Below are 17091 nucleotides of genomic sequence, written 5' to 3' on the forward strand. Positions count from 1 at the left end.
CCCCCGGTCGTGCTTCCTGTCGTACCCGTCAGCGCTGCTCCACCTCGCCGTGCGCCGGGCGCTGGGTCGGCACCGTCGGGTCCTCGGACTTCCAGTTCGTCGACGCCGGCGGGATCTCGTCGGTCAGTGGACCGCCTGCGGGCTCGGTCCTGGGCTGCTCGGCGGTCTCCGCGTCGCGTACCGGTTCCTGGTCCACCCGGGTCCGAGTCGGGTCGGTGCCGGGTGCCACAGCCGGGTCGGCGCGGTGCCGGGCAGCACCGTCGTTGGTCCGCGTCACCAGCCATACGCCGACGACGAGGGCGATCAGACCAAGGACGCCGGCGGCGATCGGGCCCCAGAAACTGATCAGGCCGATCTTGAAGCGGTTGTCCTTGACCGTCTCGACACTGCGAGTGACAGTGTCGTCGTTGTAGTTGAAGTCCGCGTCCAGCAGCACCGTGGCGGTGCCGGTGTCGGGGCGCAACTCCTTGTTCTGCTGTTCCCGGACGTTCACGTAGGAGCCCGTCACCGGGTCGATCCAGAGCGTACGGGTGTTGCTGTAGACGATCTGACCGCTGGTGGCGCCGGGGGCGAACCTGCCGAGCAGCGGCTTGAGGCTCGCCTCCGGGGTGTTCAACACCTCGTTCTCGATTCGCTGCTCGAAGCGGTACGCCTCGATGCCCTTGATCTTCTCCGTGCCGACGAACTTGGCCGGGACGGCCCGCTTCAGGTCACGGTCGAAAACCTGGTAAGCCCGCTTGTCGGTGCCGAACGGGAACTTGTAGATCTGGCCGGAGTAACTCACGTTACCGACCGGAGTCTGCTCCGCGCCGCTCTCGTTGAGCCACTGCTCCTTCCACGGGGCGGCCGCGCCGGAGATCCGGTCGAGGGCCAGCTCGGTGCTGTACTGGCTGACCACATCCGAGGTGTCGGAACGCCTGACCGTCTGGTAGACGTCCCAGATCACCGCGTCGCCCTTGAGTTCCTCGGGTAGCCGGTCCCTCGTGTCGTCCGGCTGAGGAATGACCTCGACGCTGGAGACGAGGTCACCTTGCAGGACCTCGATGCTCACCGACTCGCCGACACGAGTGATCTTCAGGAACTTGGCGTTCTTCGCCTCCGCGACGGACGTCGTTGGTTCAAGATCATAAGGGAGCTTGGTCACGGAGGGGGCCACGTAGAACGGCAGCCCAGCCGCGAAGACCAGCAACAAAACACCGAGCCCGAAGAGCGCGGCGCCCACGCGAAGCTTCACTCATCCTCCTGTAGCCTGCCGCCCTACGACCTGTTGTCCGGGGCACCCGATCCTTAACATGGCGGGAGGTTACTCCCCGGTCACCTTCAAAGCGACCCCCTGGATGTCCAGATGTCCACAGCCGCCGCGCCAACAGTTCCGCAGACTTCGGTAACCGACCGACTCCCCGCCCTCGACGCGCTGCGAGCAATTGGCGCTGTGGCGGTCGTCGGCCACCACGTCGGGTTTCAGACCGCCGCCACCATGAACACCACGTGGGGCGGATGGCTGGCCCGGCTCGACGTCGGCGTTGCCATCTTCTTCGTGCTCTCCGGATTCCTGCTGTTCCGACCGTGGGCACTGAGCGCCGCAACGGGACAGGCCCGACCGCGCGCCGGGCGGTACCTCTGGCGGCGGGCCCTACGAATCCTGCCGGCCTACTGGCTGGCGGTGCTGGTCTGCCTGATCGTCCTGCCGCAGAATCAGCCGGCGTCCGCCGGTGACTGGATTCGCCACCTCACCTTCACCCAGATCTACGGGCCGGGCCAGTTGCGCTCCGGGCTCACCCAGACCTGGAGCCTCGCCACCGAGGTCGCGTTCTACCTGATCCTGCCGCTGGTAGCCGTGCTCGCTGTTGGTCGGTCATGGCGTCCCGTCCGAACCGTCGTGATCGTCTGCGGGGGTTTGTTGATTACTGCGGGATGGCTCGCCCTCCTGGGGTTCGGCTGGCTCAGCAACGGCCTGCACACCATGTGGCTCCCCTCGTACGCCGCCTGGTTCAGCGCAGGGATGGCCCTGGCGGCGGCGCACGTCGCCCTGCGCACCGGGACCGCGCCCGTCGCCTTCCGCGTACTGGACGACCTCGCCTCCGCACCGATTGCCTGCTGGGCAGCGGCGGTCGGCCTGATGGCGATCGCGACGACGCCCATCGCCGGCCCCCGCGACCTCGCCGGCCCGACAGCCGCCGAGTTCGCCGCCAAGCTGGCCCTGTACCTCGCGATCGCGACACTGATCCTGATCCCGGTGGCCTTCGGTGGGCGGACGCGGGTCAAGGAGGTCTTCGGCGCCGAGTCCGCCCGATGGCTCGGCACCGTCTCGTACGGACTGTTCCTCTGGCACCCGCTGGTCATCGAATTGATCTACCTGATCGACGACCGACCGCTCTTCACCGGCGGGCTGTTCAACACCTTCGCACTCACCATGGTCTTCGGTCTGGTGTACGCCACCGTCAGCTACTACGGCGTCGAGCGGCCCCTGCAGGTGCTCGGATCGCAGCGTCGAAAGCGACCGGCCAGGCGCGGGCAGGCGTCCGGCACACCCGCCGTCGACGTGACCGCACCGGCAGTCGCGGCGCCGACGGTCACGCCGGCACCCACGGTCAACGCGTAGCGCCAGTCGATCAGCGCTGCCCCATAGGGGCATTGCCGGCCGGCACCCCAGCCCCTAGTGTGACGCGCGTCCCTAAATTACTTGAGAGTAGGGTTCGCGTGGAGCGTCGCTTCGGCATGCCCGGACACGTGCTGTTCCTCAACTGGCGAGACACCCGTAACCCCGAGGGTGGCGGTTCCGAGGTGTACGTGGAACGGATCGCCGCCGAGTTGGTGTCGCGCGGTTTCCGCGCCACCCTCTTCTGCGCCGCCCACAGCGAGGCACCCGGCGACGAGGTCAACGAGGCAGGCGTCCGGCTGGTGCGGCGCGGCGGCAGACACACCGTCTACCTCTGGGCGGCGCTCTGCTACCTGGCCGGCGCAGTGGGCGTGGGCCCAATGTCGAGCCGCCGGGGCGGCCGGCCCGACATCCTGGTCGACGTCTGCAACGGGTTGCCGTTCCTCTCCCCGCTGTGGACACGGCGCCCGGTGGTCAAGCTGATCCACCACGTGCATCGCGAGCAGTGGCCGGTGGTCCTTCCGCAGTGGGCCGCCCGGTTCGGCTGGTGGGTCGAGTCGTCGCTCGCCGTGCGCGTCTACCGGCGGTGCCGATACGTCACCGTCTCCGAGGCCACCCGTAGAGAACTGGCCGTGCTGGGAGTACCGCCGGAGCAGGTCGCCGTGGTGCACAACGGCACCCCGGCGCTGCCCCGCACCGACGCCGAGCGGGCGCCGTTCCCGCTGCTCGTGACGCTGAATCGGCTGGTGCCACACAAGCGGGTCGAGGTGGCGTTGCGGGCGGTCGCGGCCCTCGCCGACGAGTTGCCTCAGCTGCGGCTGGTCGTCGCCGGCCAGGGCTGGTGGGAGTCGCACCTGCGCGAGCTCGCCGCAGAGCTGGACATCACCGAGCGGGTGGATTTCCGGGGCTTCGTGACGGAGGAGGAAAAAGCCGCTCTGCTCGCCTCTGCCTGGGTCGCCCTGACCCCGTCACTCAAGGAGGGCTGGGGCCTGACGATTGTCGAGGCGGGTTCCGCGGGCACGCCAACGGTCGCGTTCCGGGAAGCGGGTGGGGTCGCCGAAGCTGTCGTGGACGGGCGTACCGGCCTGCTGGCCGATGACATCGACGATTACCTGGCGAAGGTGCGCACACTTCTGCACGAGGACGAAATGCGGCGGGAGATGGGGGCGCAGGCCCGGGAGCACGCGGCGAGCTTCACCTGGCAGGCCGCGGGCGGGCACTTCGCGGACCTGCTGAACGGTGTGGAGTCGCCCCGCCCAGTGCAGCAGCGGGGCGAGCCGTCCTACCTGTCGCCGTAGACCACGGGGGCGTACGGGTCCTTCTTTCCGGCACGCTTGGCCGCTTCCGAAACACTCTTGGCCTCGTTGGCCGCCTCTTTGTCGGTGGCGGTCGCGGCGGCCGAGAGCCCGCCGAGGGCCAGGATCCCCAGCAACGCCGCCACCATGCCGGAGACGACCAGGGTCAGAGCTCTACGCATGCCAATCCTCCAATGGCGAGACGTGCGAGCGGACGTTACCACGCAGTAGGGCGCCGGTGTAGTGCCGAAATGGCGGCAGCCGTGACCACCAGAAGGGCAGCGCCGAGCGCCATCACGACTGCCCACGCACCTCGTCCAGGGGGGTTCGATTCCGGAGGAACAGCGGGATTTCGGTAGAGGGTGAGAGACGGTCCCTCGTGAACGGCTTCGAGATCACGAAGGGTCGCAGGGTCGACCTCGCTGGGCAGTTGGTGATGCACCACCACCCAGCGCACGCCGGTGGCCGAGACGGGCCGCCCTTCGGCCAACACCCGGCGCACCTCGCGGAGCCGTGGATTCTCCCCGGCCACCGCGACATCGCCGACCCGCAGTGTGTCGTCGGTCAGCACCGTCCCCGGTAGATAGCGCGGCAACGGATCCAGGACGACACGTCCCGGGTTCCACGGATAGGCCCGGTAGGCGGACAGCGGCAGCGCGAGGATCTCCCCCGGCTCGCCGGCCACCCGCTCGGCGACCACCTGCCAGTCCGCCGGATAGCTCACCGGACGAAGCCGGCCGGCACCGCCGAAGGCAAGGTCCGGCATGACGGCCACCGGCAGGAGCAGCAGGCCGACCAGAACCACCCCCGCCACCTCCCGGTCGATCCTGGCCACCAGCCGCTCGGCTCCCAACGCGGCACACACCACCAGCAGCAGGGCGTACGGGGCCAGGAACTTCTGGCCGTCTCGAAGCAGCCCCGCACCCGGCAGATGCACCACCGCCCAGCGCAACGCGGCGGCCCCGCCGGGGAGCACCCCGAGGGCAGCGAGAAGGCAGGCGATCCCAGCGAGCACCGCCAGCCGCACCGCCGCACCCGGGGGCAGCCGACGCCGCAGCAGACCGGCACCGACACCGGCCAGGATCAGCAGGAGCAGGGTCGCCAGCGGCACCAGCGGTGCCGCGCGACTGGAGGGGGTCGCCTGTGCGCTCCAGACGCCACCCGTACCCGCGAGCGCCACCAGCGGACCGGCCCAGTTCTCCGAACGCGCCGCGAACGCCGACACCCCCGCCGGATCGGATGACCCGCCGGCGCCGGTGACCAGGGCCGCGGTCACCCAGGGGGCGTTGAGTAACGCGATGCCGCCCACCACGAGCGCCGACCGGCGAAGGCGCGTCCGGTCCCACACCAGCAGGACCACCGTGCCCAACGCGATCAACCCGCCGGTCGGGGTGATCGCGGCGGGAGCGGCGGCGAGCACCACCCGAGCGAGCGCGCCATCACGACCCGCTCGCAGGTCCAGCGCCGCCCGGACCAACCAGGGCAGCGCGGCGTACGCGAGCAGCAGCCCCCACTGTCCGATCAGCAGCCGCTCGGCAAGGTAGGGCGTCCACGCGTACGCCACCGCTGCGAGCAATCGGACCGCGAGCCGTTCGGTCGGCACCAGACGGCCGGCGCCGACCGCGGCCAGGAGAACCGCCCCACCGAGCGCCACCCGCTGCACCGCCCAGCCCGGTACGAGCTGGGTGACCAGGGACATCAGTGCGTCCATCGGCACCGCCCGGGGCAGAGTCTGCGCCGGGGCGACGAGATCCCAACTCAGCGGCTGCCGGGGTACGAACACCATGTCGTACAGCAGCGCGTAGCCGGGTGCCGCGAGCGGGGCCAGCACCAGCACCGTGACAGCCGCCGCAACTGCGTAAAGCGGCAGCGCGTCCCGCACCCGCCGCACCGGTGGGGCCCCGACGCCGGTGGTCTGCTCAACCATTCACGGTGCCGGCACCGCGCGGCCGACGGTGATCAGTTGGGTGCACACCCTGACCCCCGAGGTGCTCACGGTGACCTCGACGGCGTCCCCAGCCCCCTCCAGCAGGAAGAACACGTCGTTCAGCCCGCGCTTCAGGGTGATCACCCGGACGCTGTCCCCGAGACGGAAGATTGCCGTCGAATCGCCCGAACTGACATAGCCGAAATGGATCGCGTACGGCCACTCCTCCAGGTACCCGTCCAACGGGATCCGGGCGGGCTGACCACCCTCCGCCAGGTGCCCACAGTCGGGCACCGTGCCGGGCACGACCTTCCGCCCCTGAACCACGACCGAACGAATCCGGCCGAAGTCGTCGAACATGAACGGTTTCTCGGCCTCCTCCACGAAGGTGGGCCGACGCTCGGCCGGGCGGAAGAAGTGCGACTGGAGATTGTCCGGCCAGAAATAGCCGGCGATGACGCGGTCCGGGACTGTGGTTTCCAGGAAGACGGTGCCCGGCGCCGCGGCGGCAAGCTCGATCTGCGTCGTCGCGAGGTAGTCCCGTCCGTACTTGGTGCTCCAGTTGTCCCCGAAACGGGCCGTGCTCCACAGCGTGCCCACCCCGATGGTGGCCAGGACGACGATTATCGAGACCAGGCCGACCGCGAAGGCACCCGGCTCCCGCAGAACGGTCGGCACCGGCCACGCGGACACGTCCTCCTCATCGGCGTCCTTCGTCCCCAACAGGGCCGCGCCGACACAGATCGCGGCGACCAGCACCACGTCGGCGACGTACCGGGGGATGATGCCCACGAACGAGCCGAGCGGCCCACCGAGGCGGGTCACGGCGAAGAGCGCGGCGACCAGCCCGAGGTAGCACGCGAGCAGCAGCCAGGCCCGCCGGGCCGACGGGCGCCGCCGCGCGGTGACCACGATGAGAGCCCCCAGCACCGCCCAGGACAGCCACTTGGCGATGTCGTACGGGTTCACGGCCGGAGGACCGTCACCGGCGTACGCCCACCGCCAGGGGCCACCGAGCAGACCCGGAACGACGGTTTCGCCGACCAGGTCACCGAGGAATTTGAGGACCTGACCGACGGATGTGGGCTCGTCCAACTCGCGGGCGGGACGGGTCAGATAGAACGCCAGGTACGCCCCCGAGAGCGCACCGAGCACCAGCCACGCCGGCCAGTGTCGGCGGACCGTCGTCACCAGGCTGCGCCAGGCGCCGCCCGACGTGAAGAGGAAGACGGTCAGCAGGAACAGCAGCGGCACGATCAGCAGGGACTTGGTGTCGAAGAGAAGGCCGAACACCACCCACAGGACGACCGCCACGAGGTGCCGCAGCCGGCCGGTCCGCACGTACCAGACCTGGGCCGTCGCCGCCATGACCAGGGCCAACTGCATCGGCATCACGAGCAGCCCGACCAGCCACAGCGAGGAAACCTCGAGCGTCAGCGGGCTGAACACGAACAGGCACAGCGGGATGAGCAGCCCCCAGCCCGGCCGGAGCAGATGGCGCAGCAACCGGTAGACGGCGAACCCGATCGCCGCCTGGCCGACCGCCAGCAGCACCACCCAGGGCCAGGTGACAAAGCCCGCCACCCGCACCATCGCCCACGCCACCAGCAGGCCGCCGGGCATGAGGTGGTTGTTGAAGGTACGCAGGAGGAAGTCCGCGTCCAACCGGGTGTCGAGGACCTGGGCAGCGATGACGAACTCGTCCTGCGAGAACCAGCCACGGGTGGCAAGGCCGGCGCGCCACGCGACGGACACGACGATGAGGGCGATCGCTACCGCGCGGACGCGGTCGGCACGGAACCATCGGCCGACCGGCCCCGGCCGGTCGCCATCGGACGCGACGCGTTCCGGACGCGTCTCGGCCTCAGCTTCTGGCATTGACATGGTCGGCAGCCTGCCACACGCTTACACGCCGTGGGGACGGCCGTTCTCCCGATAACGCCACCGCAGCGCCCCTGGTCGCCCGTCCGTGCCCGGTCCGGATAACGTCGCGCGACAGTCGTCGGCTGCAGGTGCGCGTCCGGCCGGTGAAGACAGGAGCCGAAATGCGTGCAGAGGTGACCAGTGACGCCGCCCCGGCGTCCAGTCGAAGCCGGCACACGGCCCGACGGTTCCGGCACCTGGTCATCTGCATCGCGCTGACCGCCCTCGCATTCCAGCAGGCCCCGGGTCAGGTCGTTCCCGACACCAAGGTCGACCTGAGCGTCAACCCGGCCGGCTGGCTGCTCCGCTCGCTGCACCTCTGGGACCCCACCGGCACGTTCGGTCAGCTACAGAACCAGGCATACGGATATCTCTGGCCGATGGGCCCGTTCTTCCTGCTCGGATCGGAACTCGGCCTCGCGCCGTGGGTGGTCCAGCGGCTGTGGTGGGCGCTGATCTTCTGTGTCGCCTACCTGGGAGTGGTACGGCTGGCGGGCAGGCTCGGCATCGGCACGCCCGCCGGACGCATGATCGCCGGTGTCGCCTTCGCGCTGTCACCCCGCATCCTCACCCAGCTCGGCTACGCCTCGGTGGAGTCCTGGCCCAGCGCCATCGCCCCCTGGGTACTCATCCCGCTGGTGGGCCTCGCCCGCGGCACCCCCCTGCGGCGCGCCGTCGCCGGGTCGGCCGTCGCCGTCGCCTGCGCCGGTGGAGTCAACGCCACAGCCGTGGCCGCGGTAGTGCCACTCGCCCTGCTCTGGCTCGCCACCCTCCAACCCGTACGCCGCCGCGTCACCGCCATCGCCGCCTGGTGTGGCGCGGTGGCGCTGGCCACGGCGTGGTGGTTGATTCCGCTGCTCGTTCTGGGGCGGTACAGCCCACCCTTCCTGGACTACATCGAGACCGCCCGGAACACGACCAGCGTCACCGACGCGGTGACGACGCTCCGCGGCGCCTCCTACTGGCTCGCCTACCTGGCCTCCCCGTTCGGGTCGATCCTTCCGGCCGGCGCACGACTCGCCAACGAGGCGCTACTGGTCGCCGCCACCCTGGTGGTCGCCGCCCTCGGTGTGCTCGGGCTGTCCCGACGGGGGATGCCGCACCGCCGGTTCCTCATCACCGGTCTGGTGCTCGGCGTCGCGCTCGTCGGTCTCGGGCACGTCGGTGACCTGCCGAACATCCTCGCCGGGCCGCAGCGGGAGTTCCTCGACGGCGTCGGCGCACCCCTGCGCAACGTGCACAAGTTCGACGTCCTGCTCCGCCTGCCCCTGGCCCTGGGCATGGCGCACCTGATCGGCCTGGCCGTCCGCGCGGCACGCACCGCGCCCGAGCAGCATCGCCCACGAACGGTCGCGCGCGCCTGGCTCACGGCCGGCGTGGCCATGGTCGCCGTCACGGCGGTTGCCACGCCCGCGCTTGCCGGCGGTCTCGCCACGCCAGCCGGCGTCAAGGCGGTGCCCGGCTACTGGAATGAGGCCACCGACTGGCTCGACGCGAACACCGGGCGCGGGCGGGTGCTCGTCGTACCCGGGGCGCGTTTCCCCTCGTACGACTGGGGCAACACCACCGATGAGATCGCCCAGCCGCTGCTGAACAGCAGGTGGGCGGTACGCAACGCCATCCCCTTCACCCCACCGACCACGATCCGGCTGCTGGACGCGATCGAGTCGACACTCGCGACCGGCTCCGGCTCGACCGGGCTGGCCGACCTGCTCGCCCGGTCCGGGATCAGCCACGTCCTGTTCCGCGCCGACCTTGACCACGGCCGCTCCGACACGGCCCGCCCGGCAGTGGTCCGGCAGGCGCTGGAGCGCTCACCCGGGTTGACCCGCGTCACCTCCTTCGGCCCCCTGCGCGGCGGGCCCTCGTCCCCGGACGAGTTCCGCGACCAGGGGCTCGACGTGCCGGTCCGGGCGTTGGAGGTCTACCGGGTCGACCGGCAGGTCGAGCCGGTCGTCGCATACGACAGTGACGCCGTGACCACCGTGGTGGGCGGCCCCGAATCGCTCCTCGACCTCGCCGCGGCAGGGCAGCTCGGCGCGGCGCCAACGGTCCTGGCGGGCGATGCGGCGACTGCCGGCGTCGCCGGGCCGGTCGCGATGACCGACGGGCTGCGCAGGCGGGACGTGTCATTCGGCCGAGCGCGCGACAACGCCTCACAGACCCTCACCGCCGACGACACCTTCGAGGTGACGGCACCCGCCCACGACTACCTGCCCGAGTGGGGAGCGCAGCAGTCCACCGTCGCTCGTTTCGAGGGCATCAGCGCGATCCGCGCGTCGACCGCCCGCTCGCAGGTGGACTCCCCCGGCGGCGCCCGCCCCGAGCACCAGCCGTACGCGGCGATGGACGGCAATCCCGAAACCTCCTGGCAGTCCGCGCCGTACTCGCCCAGCGACCGTCAGTGGGTCGAGGTGGACCTCGCCAACCCGACACGGGTCACCCGGGTCGAGGTCTGGTTCGACGTGAAAGCCGACGCCCTGCCCACGAAGGTGACCGTCACCGCCGGGTACGAGAGCCGCACCATCGAACAGTTCAGCGATCACATGGTCTTCGAACTACCCGGCGTCCACGCCACCCGCGCGGTCCAGATCACGATCGACGACGCGTACGACCTCCGCTCGCTCGGCAACAGGTCGGTCGGCATCGCCGAGATCAAGATTCCCGGCATCCAGACCAGCCGGACCCTCGTCCTTCCCGCCGCACCGGCCACCGACCGGCCGGCGACCGTCGTCGTGGCGGCGGCGCCCACCACGCCGGCCTGCTTCTCCGTCGACGGCCACCCTCGCTGCTCCACCGACGCCGTCCGCGGTTCCGAGGACGCCTCCATCATCGACCGGACCCTCACCCTGCCCGCCGCCGGCGCGTATGACGCCAAGCTGTGGGCGCGGCCGACGGCCGGCCCGGACCTGGACAACACTCTCGACAAGCTGGTGGCCGACGCACAGCCGCTGCGCCTCGCCGCGCAGGTCAGCGCCTCCTCAACGGCCGTTGCCGGCCCGACCGGTCGGGCCGGCGCCGCGCTCGACGGGGACCCGACCACCAGTTGGTCACCGGCGGTCAGCGACGAGGCACCGATCCTGCGCCTCACGTGGCTCAAGCCGCAGACCATCACCGGGCTCAGGTTCTCCGTCGACGACGGCACAGCCGCCACCCGCCTCGGCAGTGTGCGGGTGGTCGGCGACGACGGTTTCCGAAGCAGCTTGCTCGGCGACGACGGGTTCCTTCGCCTGGACCCGCCGATGCGGACCGACGAAATCACCATCCAGTTCCTCGACAAGCCGTCCGCCACGAGCACGGACCCGTACAAGCTGCGGTTGCCGGAGAAGCTGCCCGTCGCGGTCGGCGAGGTGACCGTGCTGCCCGGAGCGACAATCGTCAAACCGCGCCTCGACGCACCCCTGACGCTGGCCTGCGGGTCGGGCCCGACGCTGCAGATCGGCGCGTCCCGGGTGACCACCACGCTCCGCGGCACACTCCGCGACCTGCTGGAACTGCGCGAGATGCCGGTGACGCCGTGCGGGCGGGCCACGCCCCGACAGCTTGACCTGGGCCGCGGGGAGCATCGCCTCGTGACCACACCGAGCAAGCTCGCCTCGCCGACTCGGGTCGCCCTGGTGCCGCGGACGCCCACGCCGACCCCGGCGGCGGTCGCCGGCACCGTTGAGGTGGGCTCCTGGGGAGCCACCGAACGACGGGTACGGGTGGTCGATCACCCCGTCGACCGCGTACTCGCCGTGCGGGAGAACACCAACACCGGCTGGGAGGCGACCATCGGCGGGCGGACGCTGAAGCCGCTGGTGGTGGACGGATGGCAGCAGGGCTGGATCCTTCCCGCTGGCACCTCCGGGGAGGTGGTACTCCGCTTCGCCCCGGACACGACGTACCGGGCGGGCCTTCTGCTCGGCGGCATCCTGCTGGCGGTGGTGGTCCTCCTCGCGGTGCTGCCCGCCCGGCAGCCCACCGGGCGCACGTCGTCGACCGCCGTACCGCGGGGCCGTCGTCGGGTCACCCGATCCCTGCCGTTGTTGGCCGTCGGTGCCGCCGCGCTGGTGTTGTGGAGCGGTTTCATCGGCGGACTGCTGGTCGCGGCGGGGTTCATGCTGGCGGTACCCGGCCCACGCCGCCTGCCCTGGCCAGCCGACCCACGTCGGGCCAGGACGATCAGCCGGGCCGTCGAGACGTGGCTCCCCGGCGTGCTCGTCCTGCTCGCCGGGTGGCTCTATCTCAATTCGACGCAACGCAACACCGACGCCCTGTTGCAACTCATGATCGTCGTCGCCCTGGGCGCTCTCTGGCTCTCCACCACCGCCCGACGGCGGCCCGTACGCCGGGCCAGGCCGACCGCCGTGACCTCGGCCGTTGCGGCGACTGCGCTGGTCGGGGAGGAGCCAAACCCGGACCTGGCCAAGCCGGACCCGACCGAACCTGACCCGGCGGGGCCGACCGACGGGCAGCATCCGACCTTCTCGGAGGTCACGTGAGCCCTCGGCGACCCGTCCGTCCGGCGGAGACGGAGCGGACGGCGGAGACGGAGGATCCGGGCCGACGGAACAACGGTCTGGGCGCCGCAGGGATCAGCATCACCCTGGCCGGGGTGCTGGTCAACGGCCTGGCCTACCTGGTGCCGGTCCTGGCCGCCCGGCGGCTCGACCCGGCCGACCTCAGCGTGCTCGCCGCCGCCCTCGGTCTGGTGGCCATCGTCGGTGTGCCCGGGCTCGGCCTGCAACTGGCCGTCGCCGTGCACCGCGCCCGGCACGGCGCATCGGACACTCGGCGGCTCACCGCTGTCACCGCCGCAGTGTGCGCGGGAACCCTCGTCGCGGCGACACCACTGCTGGTCATCGCCCTGGATCTCCCGGTCGAGATGCCCGCGCTGCTGGCGGTCACCACCGCGGCGATCGTGCTCTCCTCGCGCTCCCTCGGAGAGTTGCAGGGAAGCCAACGCTTCGTACGACTCGCCATCGGGATGGCGGTGCTCGCCGCCGGCCGCTACGGCGGCGTGATCGCCGGATTGCTGCTCGGCACGGGACCGACCGGCGCGCTGGCGGTCGGCGCGTTGACCGCCGCCCTCACCCCTGCGGTGCTGGCCCGACTCGCCCGCGAGCCGCAACGGTCGTCCACCGCCCCACGGCTGACCGTCGCTCAGGTCGTTGCCGGCTGCGGTGCGACACTGGCGATGCTCGTCGTCTCCTACGCCGACCTGCTGTTGTCCCGGCAACTGCTGTCCCCGTCGGATTCCGGGGCGTACTCGGTCGGCACCGTCCTGAGCAAGGGCGCGCTCTGGGCACCGCAGGTCGCCGCCGTCCTCGCCCTACCGAGGCTGGCCCGCGGTGACCGGCGCAGCCGAACGATCGCGCTCGCGGTGACAGGCGGGTGTGGCGTGGTGCTCGTCCTCGCCTCGACGCTCGCCGGGGGGCTCGCCTTCCGCCTCGCCGGTGGGCCCGACTACGACCACCTGGGCCGGTACGCGCCCCTCTTCGCGGCGGTCGGTGCGCTCTACGCGGTGACGTTCGTGCTGCTCAACGACCGCCTCGCGGCCGGCGCGCGCTGGGCGGCGGCACCGCTGTGGCTGGGCGTGGCCGGCCTGGTGGCCGTCACCGCGACCCTCCGGCCCCACACCGTCCCCGGCCTCCTCGTCGCGGCCCTGGGCACGGCCATCGGCACCACCGCGCTGATGGCGGTGACGGCCCGTCGGCCCGCCCCGGTTCCGGCGGCCGACCCGACTAGCCCTCCGCCAGCCAGTCCGTCAGCAGTCGGTGGTCGATCGAGTCCACCCGACCGAGCGGGCGACCCGAGGCCGCCCGGTCCCGCAGCTCCGCCCGGGTGAACCAGCGCGCCTCCAGCAACTCCTCGCCGTCCACGCGTACCTCGTCGGAGGTGGCGGTGGCCCGGAAGCCCACCATCAGGCCGGCGGGGAACGGCCACGCCTGTGACCCCTGGTAGGTCACGTCGGTGACGGTCACGCCCGCCTCCTCACCCATCTCCCGACGGACCGCGTCCTCCAGGCTCTCGCCGATCTCGACGAAGCCGGCCAGCGTCGAGTACGCGTCCTCGGCCGCGCCCGCGTGCCGGGCCAGCAGACAGCGCCCCGACCGACCGGGTGCCTCGACCAACACGATGATGGCCGGCTCGATCCGGGGGAACAGCAGACGTCCGCAGTCCGTGCCGGTGCAGGTCCGCAGGTGCCCGCCACCGCCGGCGACGGCCGGCGCGCCGCACGTCCCGCAGAATCGCTGCTGCCGGTGCCAGTGCAACAAACCCCTGGCGTACGCCAGGACGGTCGCGTCGCCGGGTTCGAGCCGCCCGACCAGTGCCCGCACGTCGACGGACCGCACCGCACCGGCCATCTCGACGGCGGACTGCTCGGGTAGCGCCGAGAGGTCCGCGGCGAAAACGGCGGCCTCCCCGTCGAGCCCCAGGAAGACGGTCTCGCCGGCGGCGGACCGGACCAGTGCCGCGCGTTCCGCGCTGAGCCGGACCGGCCCGTGCCCGTCGACGAGACAACGGTCCCGCCACATCGGCAACAACACGGCGGTCGACCCGGTGAGCAGCGCGCCCAACCGCGTCGGATCGGTGCGCAACGGTCCCGCCCGGTCCAGCGATCCGCCCCCGTACGCCAACACCCGCTCGGCAGTGCCCACCCGGTCACCGTGCCACGTCGATGATCGGCCGTCGGCACCGCCCCCGGGGCCGATGCGACACACCGAACGACACGCGGTAGCAGCGCCTGCTGGGCGCAGCCGACGAGGACGGCCGCGCATTCGTTACCGTAGGTGCCTCCGGGAGGGAGGACCTCCCGCGGCACCCTGGCGATCGAGGTTGCAGTGACGCTGTACGGCGAAAACAGTCCACCCGCCGACGACCGGCCCACCGTGCAGGTCACCGCGGTCACCTGGCCGGACGGACCTGAGCCGGTCACCACAGCCGCCCCCGGCGAGCCGGACGGCGGCCCGCGCCGGCCGCGTCGGGTGCGCATGCTGCTCGCCGCGGGCATCACCGGCGGCGTCCTCGCCGCCGTGGCGGGTGCCGGCGCCTGGGCGTACGCCGGTGACGTTCCCCGTGGCACCAGCGTGCTCGGCACCGAACTGGGCGGCCGGAGCCGCGCGGACGCCGACCGGGAGTTGCGGGCGGAGCTGGACCGGCGGGCGGCAGCGCTGGCCACACCACTGAAGGTCACCGTCGACGGGCGCACCGCCGAGATCAACCCCGCCGACGTGGGGCTGACCGTCGACGTGCCGGCGACCGTCGCGGCAGCCGCCGAGGCCGACGCGCACCCGGTCAGCCGGTTGGTCGGCTCCCGCACCGTCGAACCCGTGGTGACCGTCGACGAGGGCCGGTTGGACGACGCGCTCCGTAAGGTGCTCGGCGACCAGGCCCAGGGCATGACGATGCCGGCGATCACCTATCAGGGCACCACGCCGAAGGTCGTCCAGCCCAAGCCCGGGCTGGCTCTGAACCCGGAGCGTTCCGCCGAGGTGGTCCGCACCGGCTGGTTGGCCGGCGCCCCGGTCACCGTTCCCCTGGTGGAGACCCACCCGGCGACCACCGCCGAGGAGTTGGACCGGATGGTCAGCGAGCTGGCGAAGCCGGCGGTCGCCGCACCGGTCACCCTGCGGACGAACAAGGGCCAGGTGACGATCCCGCCCGCCGCGATCGCGAAGAGCCTCCGGTTCGGTGCCGACAAGACCGGCAAGCTCACCCCCTCGGTGGACGTCAAGCGGCTGCGGGCGGCGCTCGGCGACAAGCTGACCGCCATCGAGGTGCCGCCGAAGGACGCCACGATGACGATCACCGGTGGCCGGCCGACCGCCAAGGAGGGGAAAGCCGGGCAGCAGCTGGACACGGCAGCCCTCGGTCGAGACCTGCTGGCCGTGCTGCCGAAGGCGGACGGCCGCGAGGTGACCGGCGAGTTGAAGCCGACGCCGCCGCAACTGACCGGGGAGAAGCTCGCCGGGCTGGGCATCAAGGAGCGGGTGTCGACCTTCACCACCCGGTTCACCGGCGGCATGGCCTCGTCGCGCAGCCAGAACATCGCGACCATCGCGAGGAAGGTGGACGGCACTGTCGTACTGCCAGGGAAGACGTTCTCGCTCAACGGGCACACCGGCGAACGCGGCTACGCCCAGGGCTACCGGGACGCACCCGTCATCCTCGACGGCAAGCTGGTGCCGGGCGTCGGCGGCGGCACCTCGCAGTTCACCACCACGCTGTTCAACGCCACCTACTACGCCGGCCTGGAGGACGTCGAGCACAAGCCGCACTCGTACTGGTTCGACAGGTACCCGGCGGTCATCGAGTCGACAATCTTCTGGCCGAATCTGGACTTCAAGTTCCGCAACAACACCGAGTACGGCGTGCTCATCGACACGTCGTACACGTCGAGCACGATCACCGTGTCGATCTGGAGCACGAAGATCTACGACAGCGTGAAGACCGAGTACGGGCCTCGCCGCAACATCACCACGCCGAAGCAGATCCACCTGACTCCCGGCCCCTCGTGCATCGAGACCAACGGCATCAACGGCTTCACCCAGGACGCCTTCCGGGTCATCAAGAAGGGCGGCGCGGTGGTCAAGCGGGAGAAGTTCACCTGGCGCTACGACGCGGAGCCCCGCTACGTCTGCGGGCCGAAGCCCTCCTGAAGCCCGGGTCCGGCTGGAGTCTGGGGTCAGCTCAGGTCTCGGGTCAGCTCGGCGGCATTGTCGTCGTGCTCGTTGCGCTTGCCGGCCTGTGAGGGCATCGGCACAGCGCGACTCTCCTGCACCCGGATCTCGGCCCGGAACCGGTGCGCCGCGGGGTGCCACATCTCCTCGAACGGACCCATGACCTCGCCGCCGATGCCACGGCGACGAACCCGTGACGCGAGCCACCAGAGGATGCCCAGGACCGCCGCCACGCAGCCCACGAACACCACAAATATCAGGACCTCATCCACAGGCCGAGCCTAAGAGAATTCTCGTAACTCAAGGCAGCCTGGGCGAGGCGATTCAAAGAGATCGGTGGTCGAGGGTTGCGGTGTGTTGCTGGCGTAGCCGGCAAGCCGCAGCCTCTCGATCAGCGTGGTTTTGCCGGCTCCGGGTCCCCCGGTGATGACGATGTACTGACTGCTCACGTCGTCCTCTCTGGTCGGCATTGCAATCCTCGCGACCCCTCACCTGAGCTCCACCCGCAAGATCGTGCAACATCCTGGATGTAGTGGTATCCACACGCCGTGAGGCCACTACAACCAGGATCAAGCGTGACCTTGGGCAGGGGAGACCGATGACCCACAAAAAAGGGGGCGGAGACGCAGAGAAGCCCACCCCTGATGGGGTGGGCTTCTCTGGAAGATTGTCCGGCGGCGT

Annotated in this window: 11 protein-coding genes; 5 read left to right on the forward strand and 6 right to left on the reverse strand. The window is 71.0% G+C overall.

Translation table 11 applies throughout. The annotated features are described in order from the left end of the window. Window positions 1-28: 28 nt before the first annotated feature. Window positions 29-1234 (reverse strand): DUF3068 domain-containing protein, encoded by a 1206-nt coding sequence (locus ABZU43_RS09725; protein ID WP_355006064.1) that lies wholly within the window; start codon window positions 1232-1234, stop codon window positions 29-31. 111 nt (window positions 1235-1345) lie between these two features. Between ABZU43_RS09725 and ABZU43_RS09730 the strand changes: the two genes are divergently transcribed. Further along, entirely contained in the window at window positions 1346-2602 is a 1257-nt protein-coding gene (locus ABZU43_RS09730) for an acyltransferase (protein ID WP_355006065.1), read from the forward strand. Between the two features lie 116 nt (window positions 2603-2718). Further along, the gene (locus ABZU43_RS09735; RefSeq protein ID WP_355006096.1) at window positions 2719-3897 is read left to right on the forward strand and encodes a glycosyltransferase family 4 protein; all 1179 of its coding nucleotides are present in this window, start codon (window positions 2719-2721) and stop codon (window positions 3895-3897) included. Here the strand turns inward: ABZU43_RS09735 and ABZU43_RS09740 are convergent. From ABZU43_RS09740 to ABZU43_RS09750, 3 genes are read right to left on the reverse strand one after another with little or no spacing between them, the layout of a single operon-like run. Beyond that, window positions 3882-4076 (reverse strand): hypothetical protein, encoded by a 195-nt coding sequence (locus ABZU43_RS09740; protein WP_124858362.1) that lies wholly within the window; start codon window positions 4074-4076, stop codon window positions 3882-3884. The genes ABZU43_RS09735 and ABZU43_RS09740 overlap by 16 nt on opposite strands. 35 nt (window positions 4077-4111) lie before the next feature. After that, the gene (locus tag ABZU43_RS09745; protein ID WP_355006066.1) at window positions 4112-5821 is read right to left on the reverse strand and encodes a hypothetical protein; all 1710 of its coding nucleotides are present in this window, start codon (window positions 5819-5821) and stop codon (window positions 4112-4114) included. Next, complete coding sequence (locus ABZU43_RS09750) at window positions 5822-7705, reverse strand: hypothetical protein (RefSeq protein WP_355006067.1); 1884 nt, start codon at window positions 7703-7705, stop codon at window positions 5822-5824. Between the two features lie 161 nt (window positions 7706-7866). Between ABZU43_RS09750 and ABZU43_RS09755 the strand changes: the two genes are divergently transcribed. Continuing rightward, the gene (locus ABZU43_RS09755; protein ID WP_355006068.1) at window positions 7867-12228 is read left to right on the forward strand and encodes an alpha-(1->3)-arabinofuranosyltransferase; all 4362 of its coding nucleotides are present in this window, start codon (window positions 7867-7869) and stop codon (window positions 12226-12228) included. A 77-nt stretch (window positions 12229-12305) separates the two neighbouring features. Beyond that, window positions 12306-13574 (forward strand): polysaccharide biosynthesis protein, encoded by a 1269-nt coding sequence (locus ABZU43_RS09760; protein ID WP_355006097.1) that lies wholly within the window; start codon window positions 12306-12308, stop codon window positions 13572-13574. On the opposite strand, the gene nudC is transcribed toward ABZU43_RS09760, so the two are convergent. After that, entirely contained in the window at window positions 13471-14388 is a 918-nt protein-coding gene (gene nudC / locus ABZU43_RS09765) for an NAD(+) diphosphatase (protein ID WP_355006069.1), read from the reverse strand. The two genes, ABZU43_RS09760 and nudC, sit on opposite strands and share 104 nt — an antisense overlap. A gap of 183 nt (window positions 14389-14571) precedes the next feature. Here nudC and ABZU43_RS09770 point away from each other — a divergent pair, with 183 nt between their 5' ends. Beyond that, window positions 14572-16389 (forward strand): VanW family protein, encoded by a 1818-nt coding sequence (locus ABZU43_RS09770; protein WP_355006070.1) that lies wholly within the window; start codon window positions 14572-14574, stop codon window positions 16387-16389. 26 nt (window positions 16390-16415) lie between these two features. On the opposite strand, the gene ABZU43_RS09775 is transcribed toward ABZU43_RS09770, so the two are convergent. Then, entirely contained in the window at window positions 16416-16682 is a 267-nt protein-coding gene (locus ABZU43_RS09775; RefSeq protein WP_355006071.1) for a hypothetical protein, read from the reverse strand. Window positions 16683-17091 lie beyond the last annotated feature (409 nt).

This window comes from Micromonospora sp. NPDC005205 (assembly GCF_040608275.1).
Lineage (GTDB): Bacteria > Actinomycetota > Actinomycetes > Mycobacteriales > Micromonosporaceae > Micromonospora.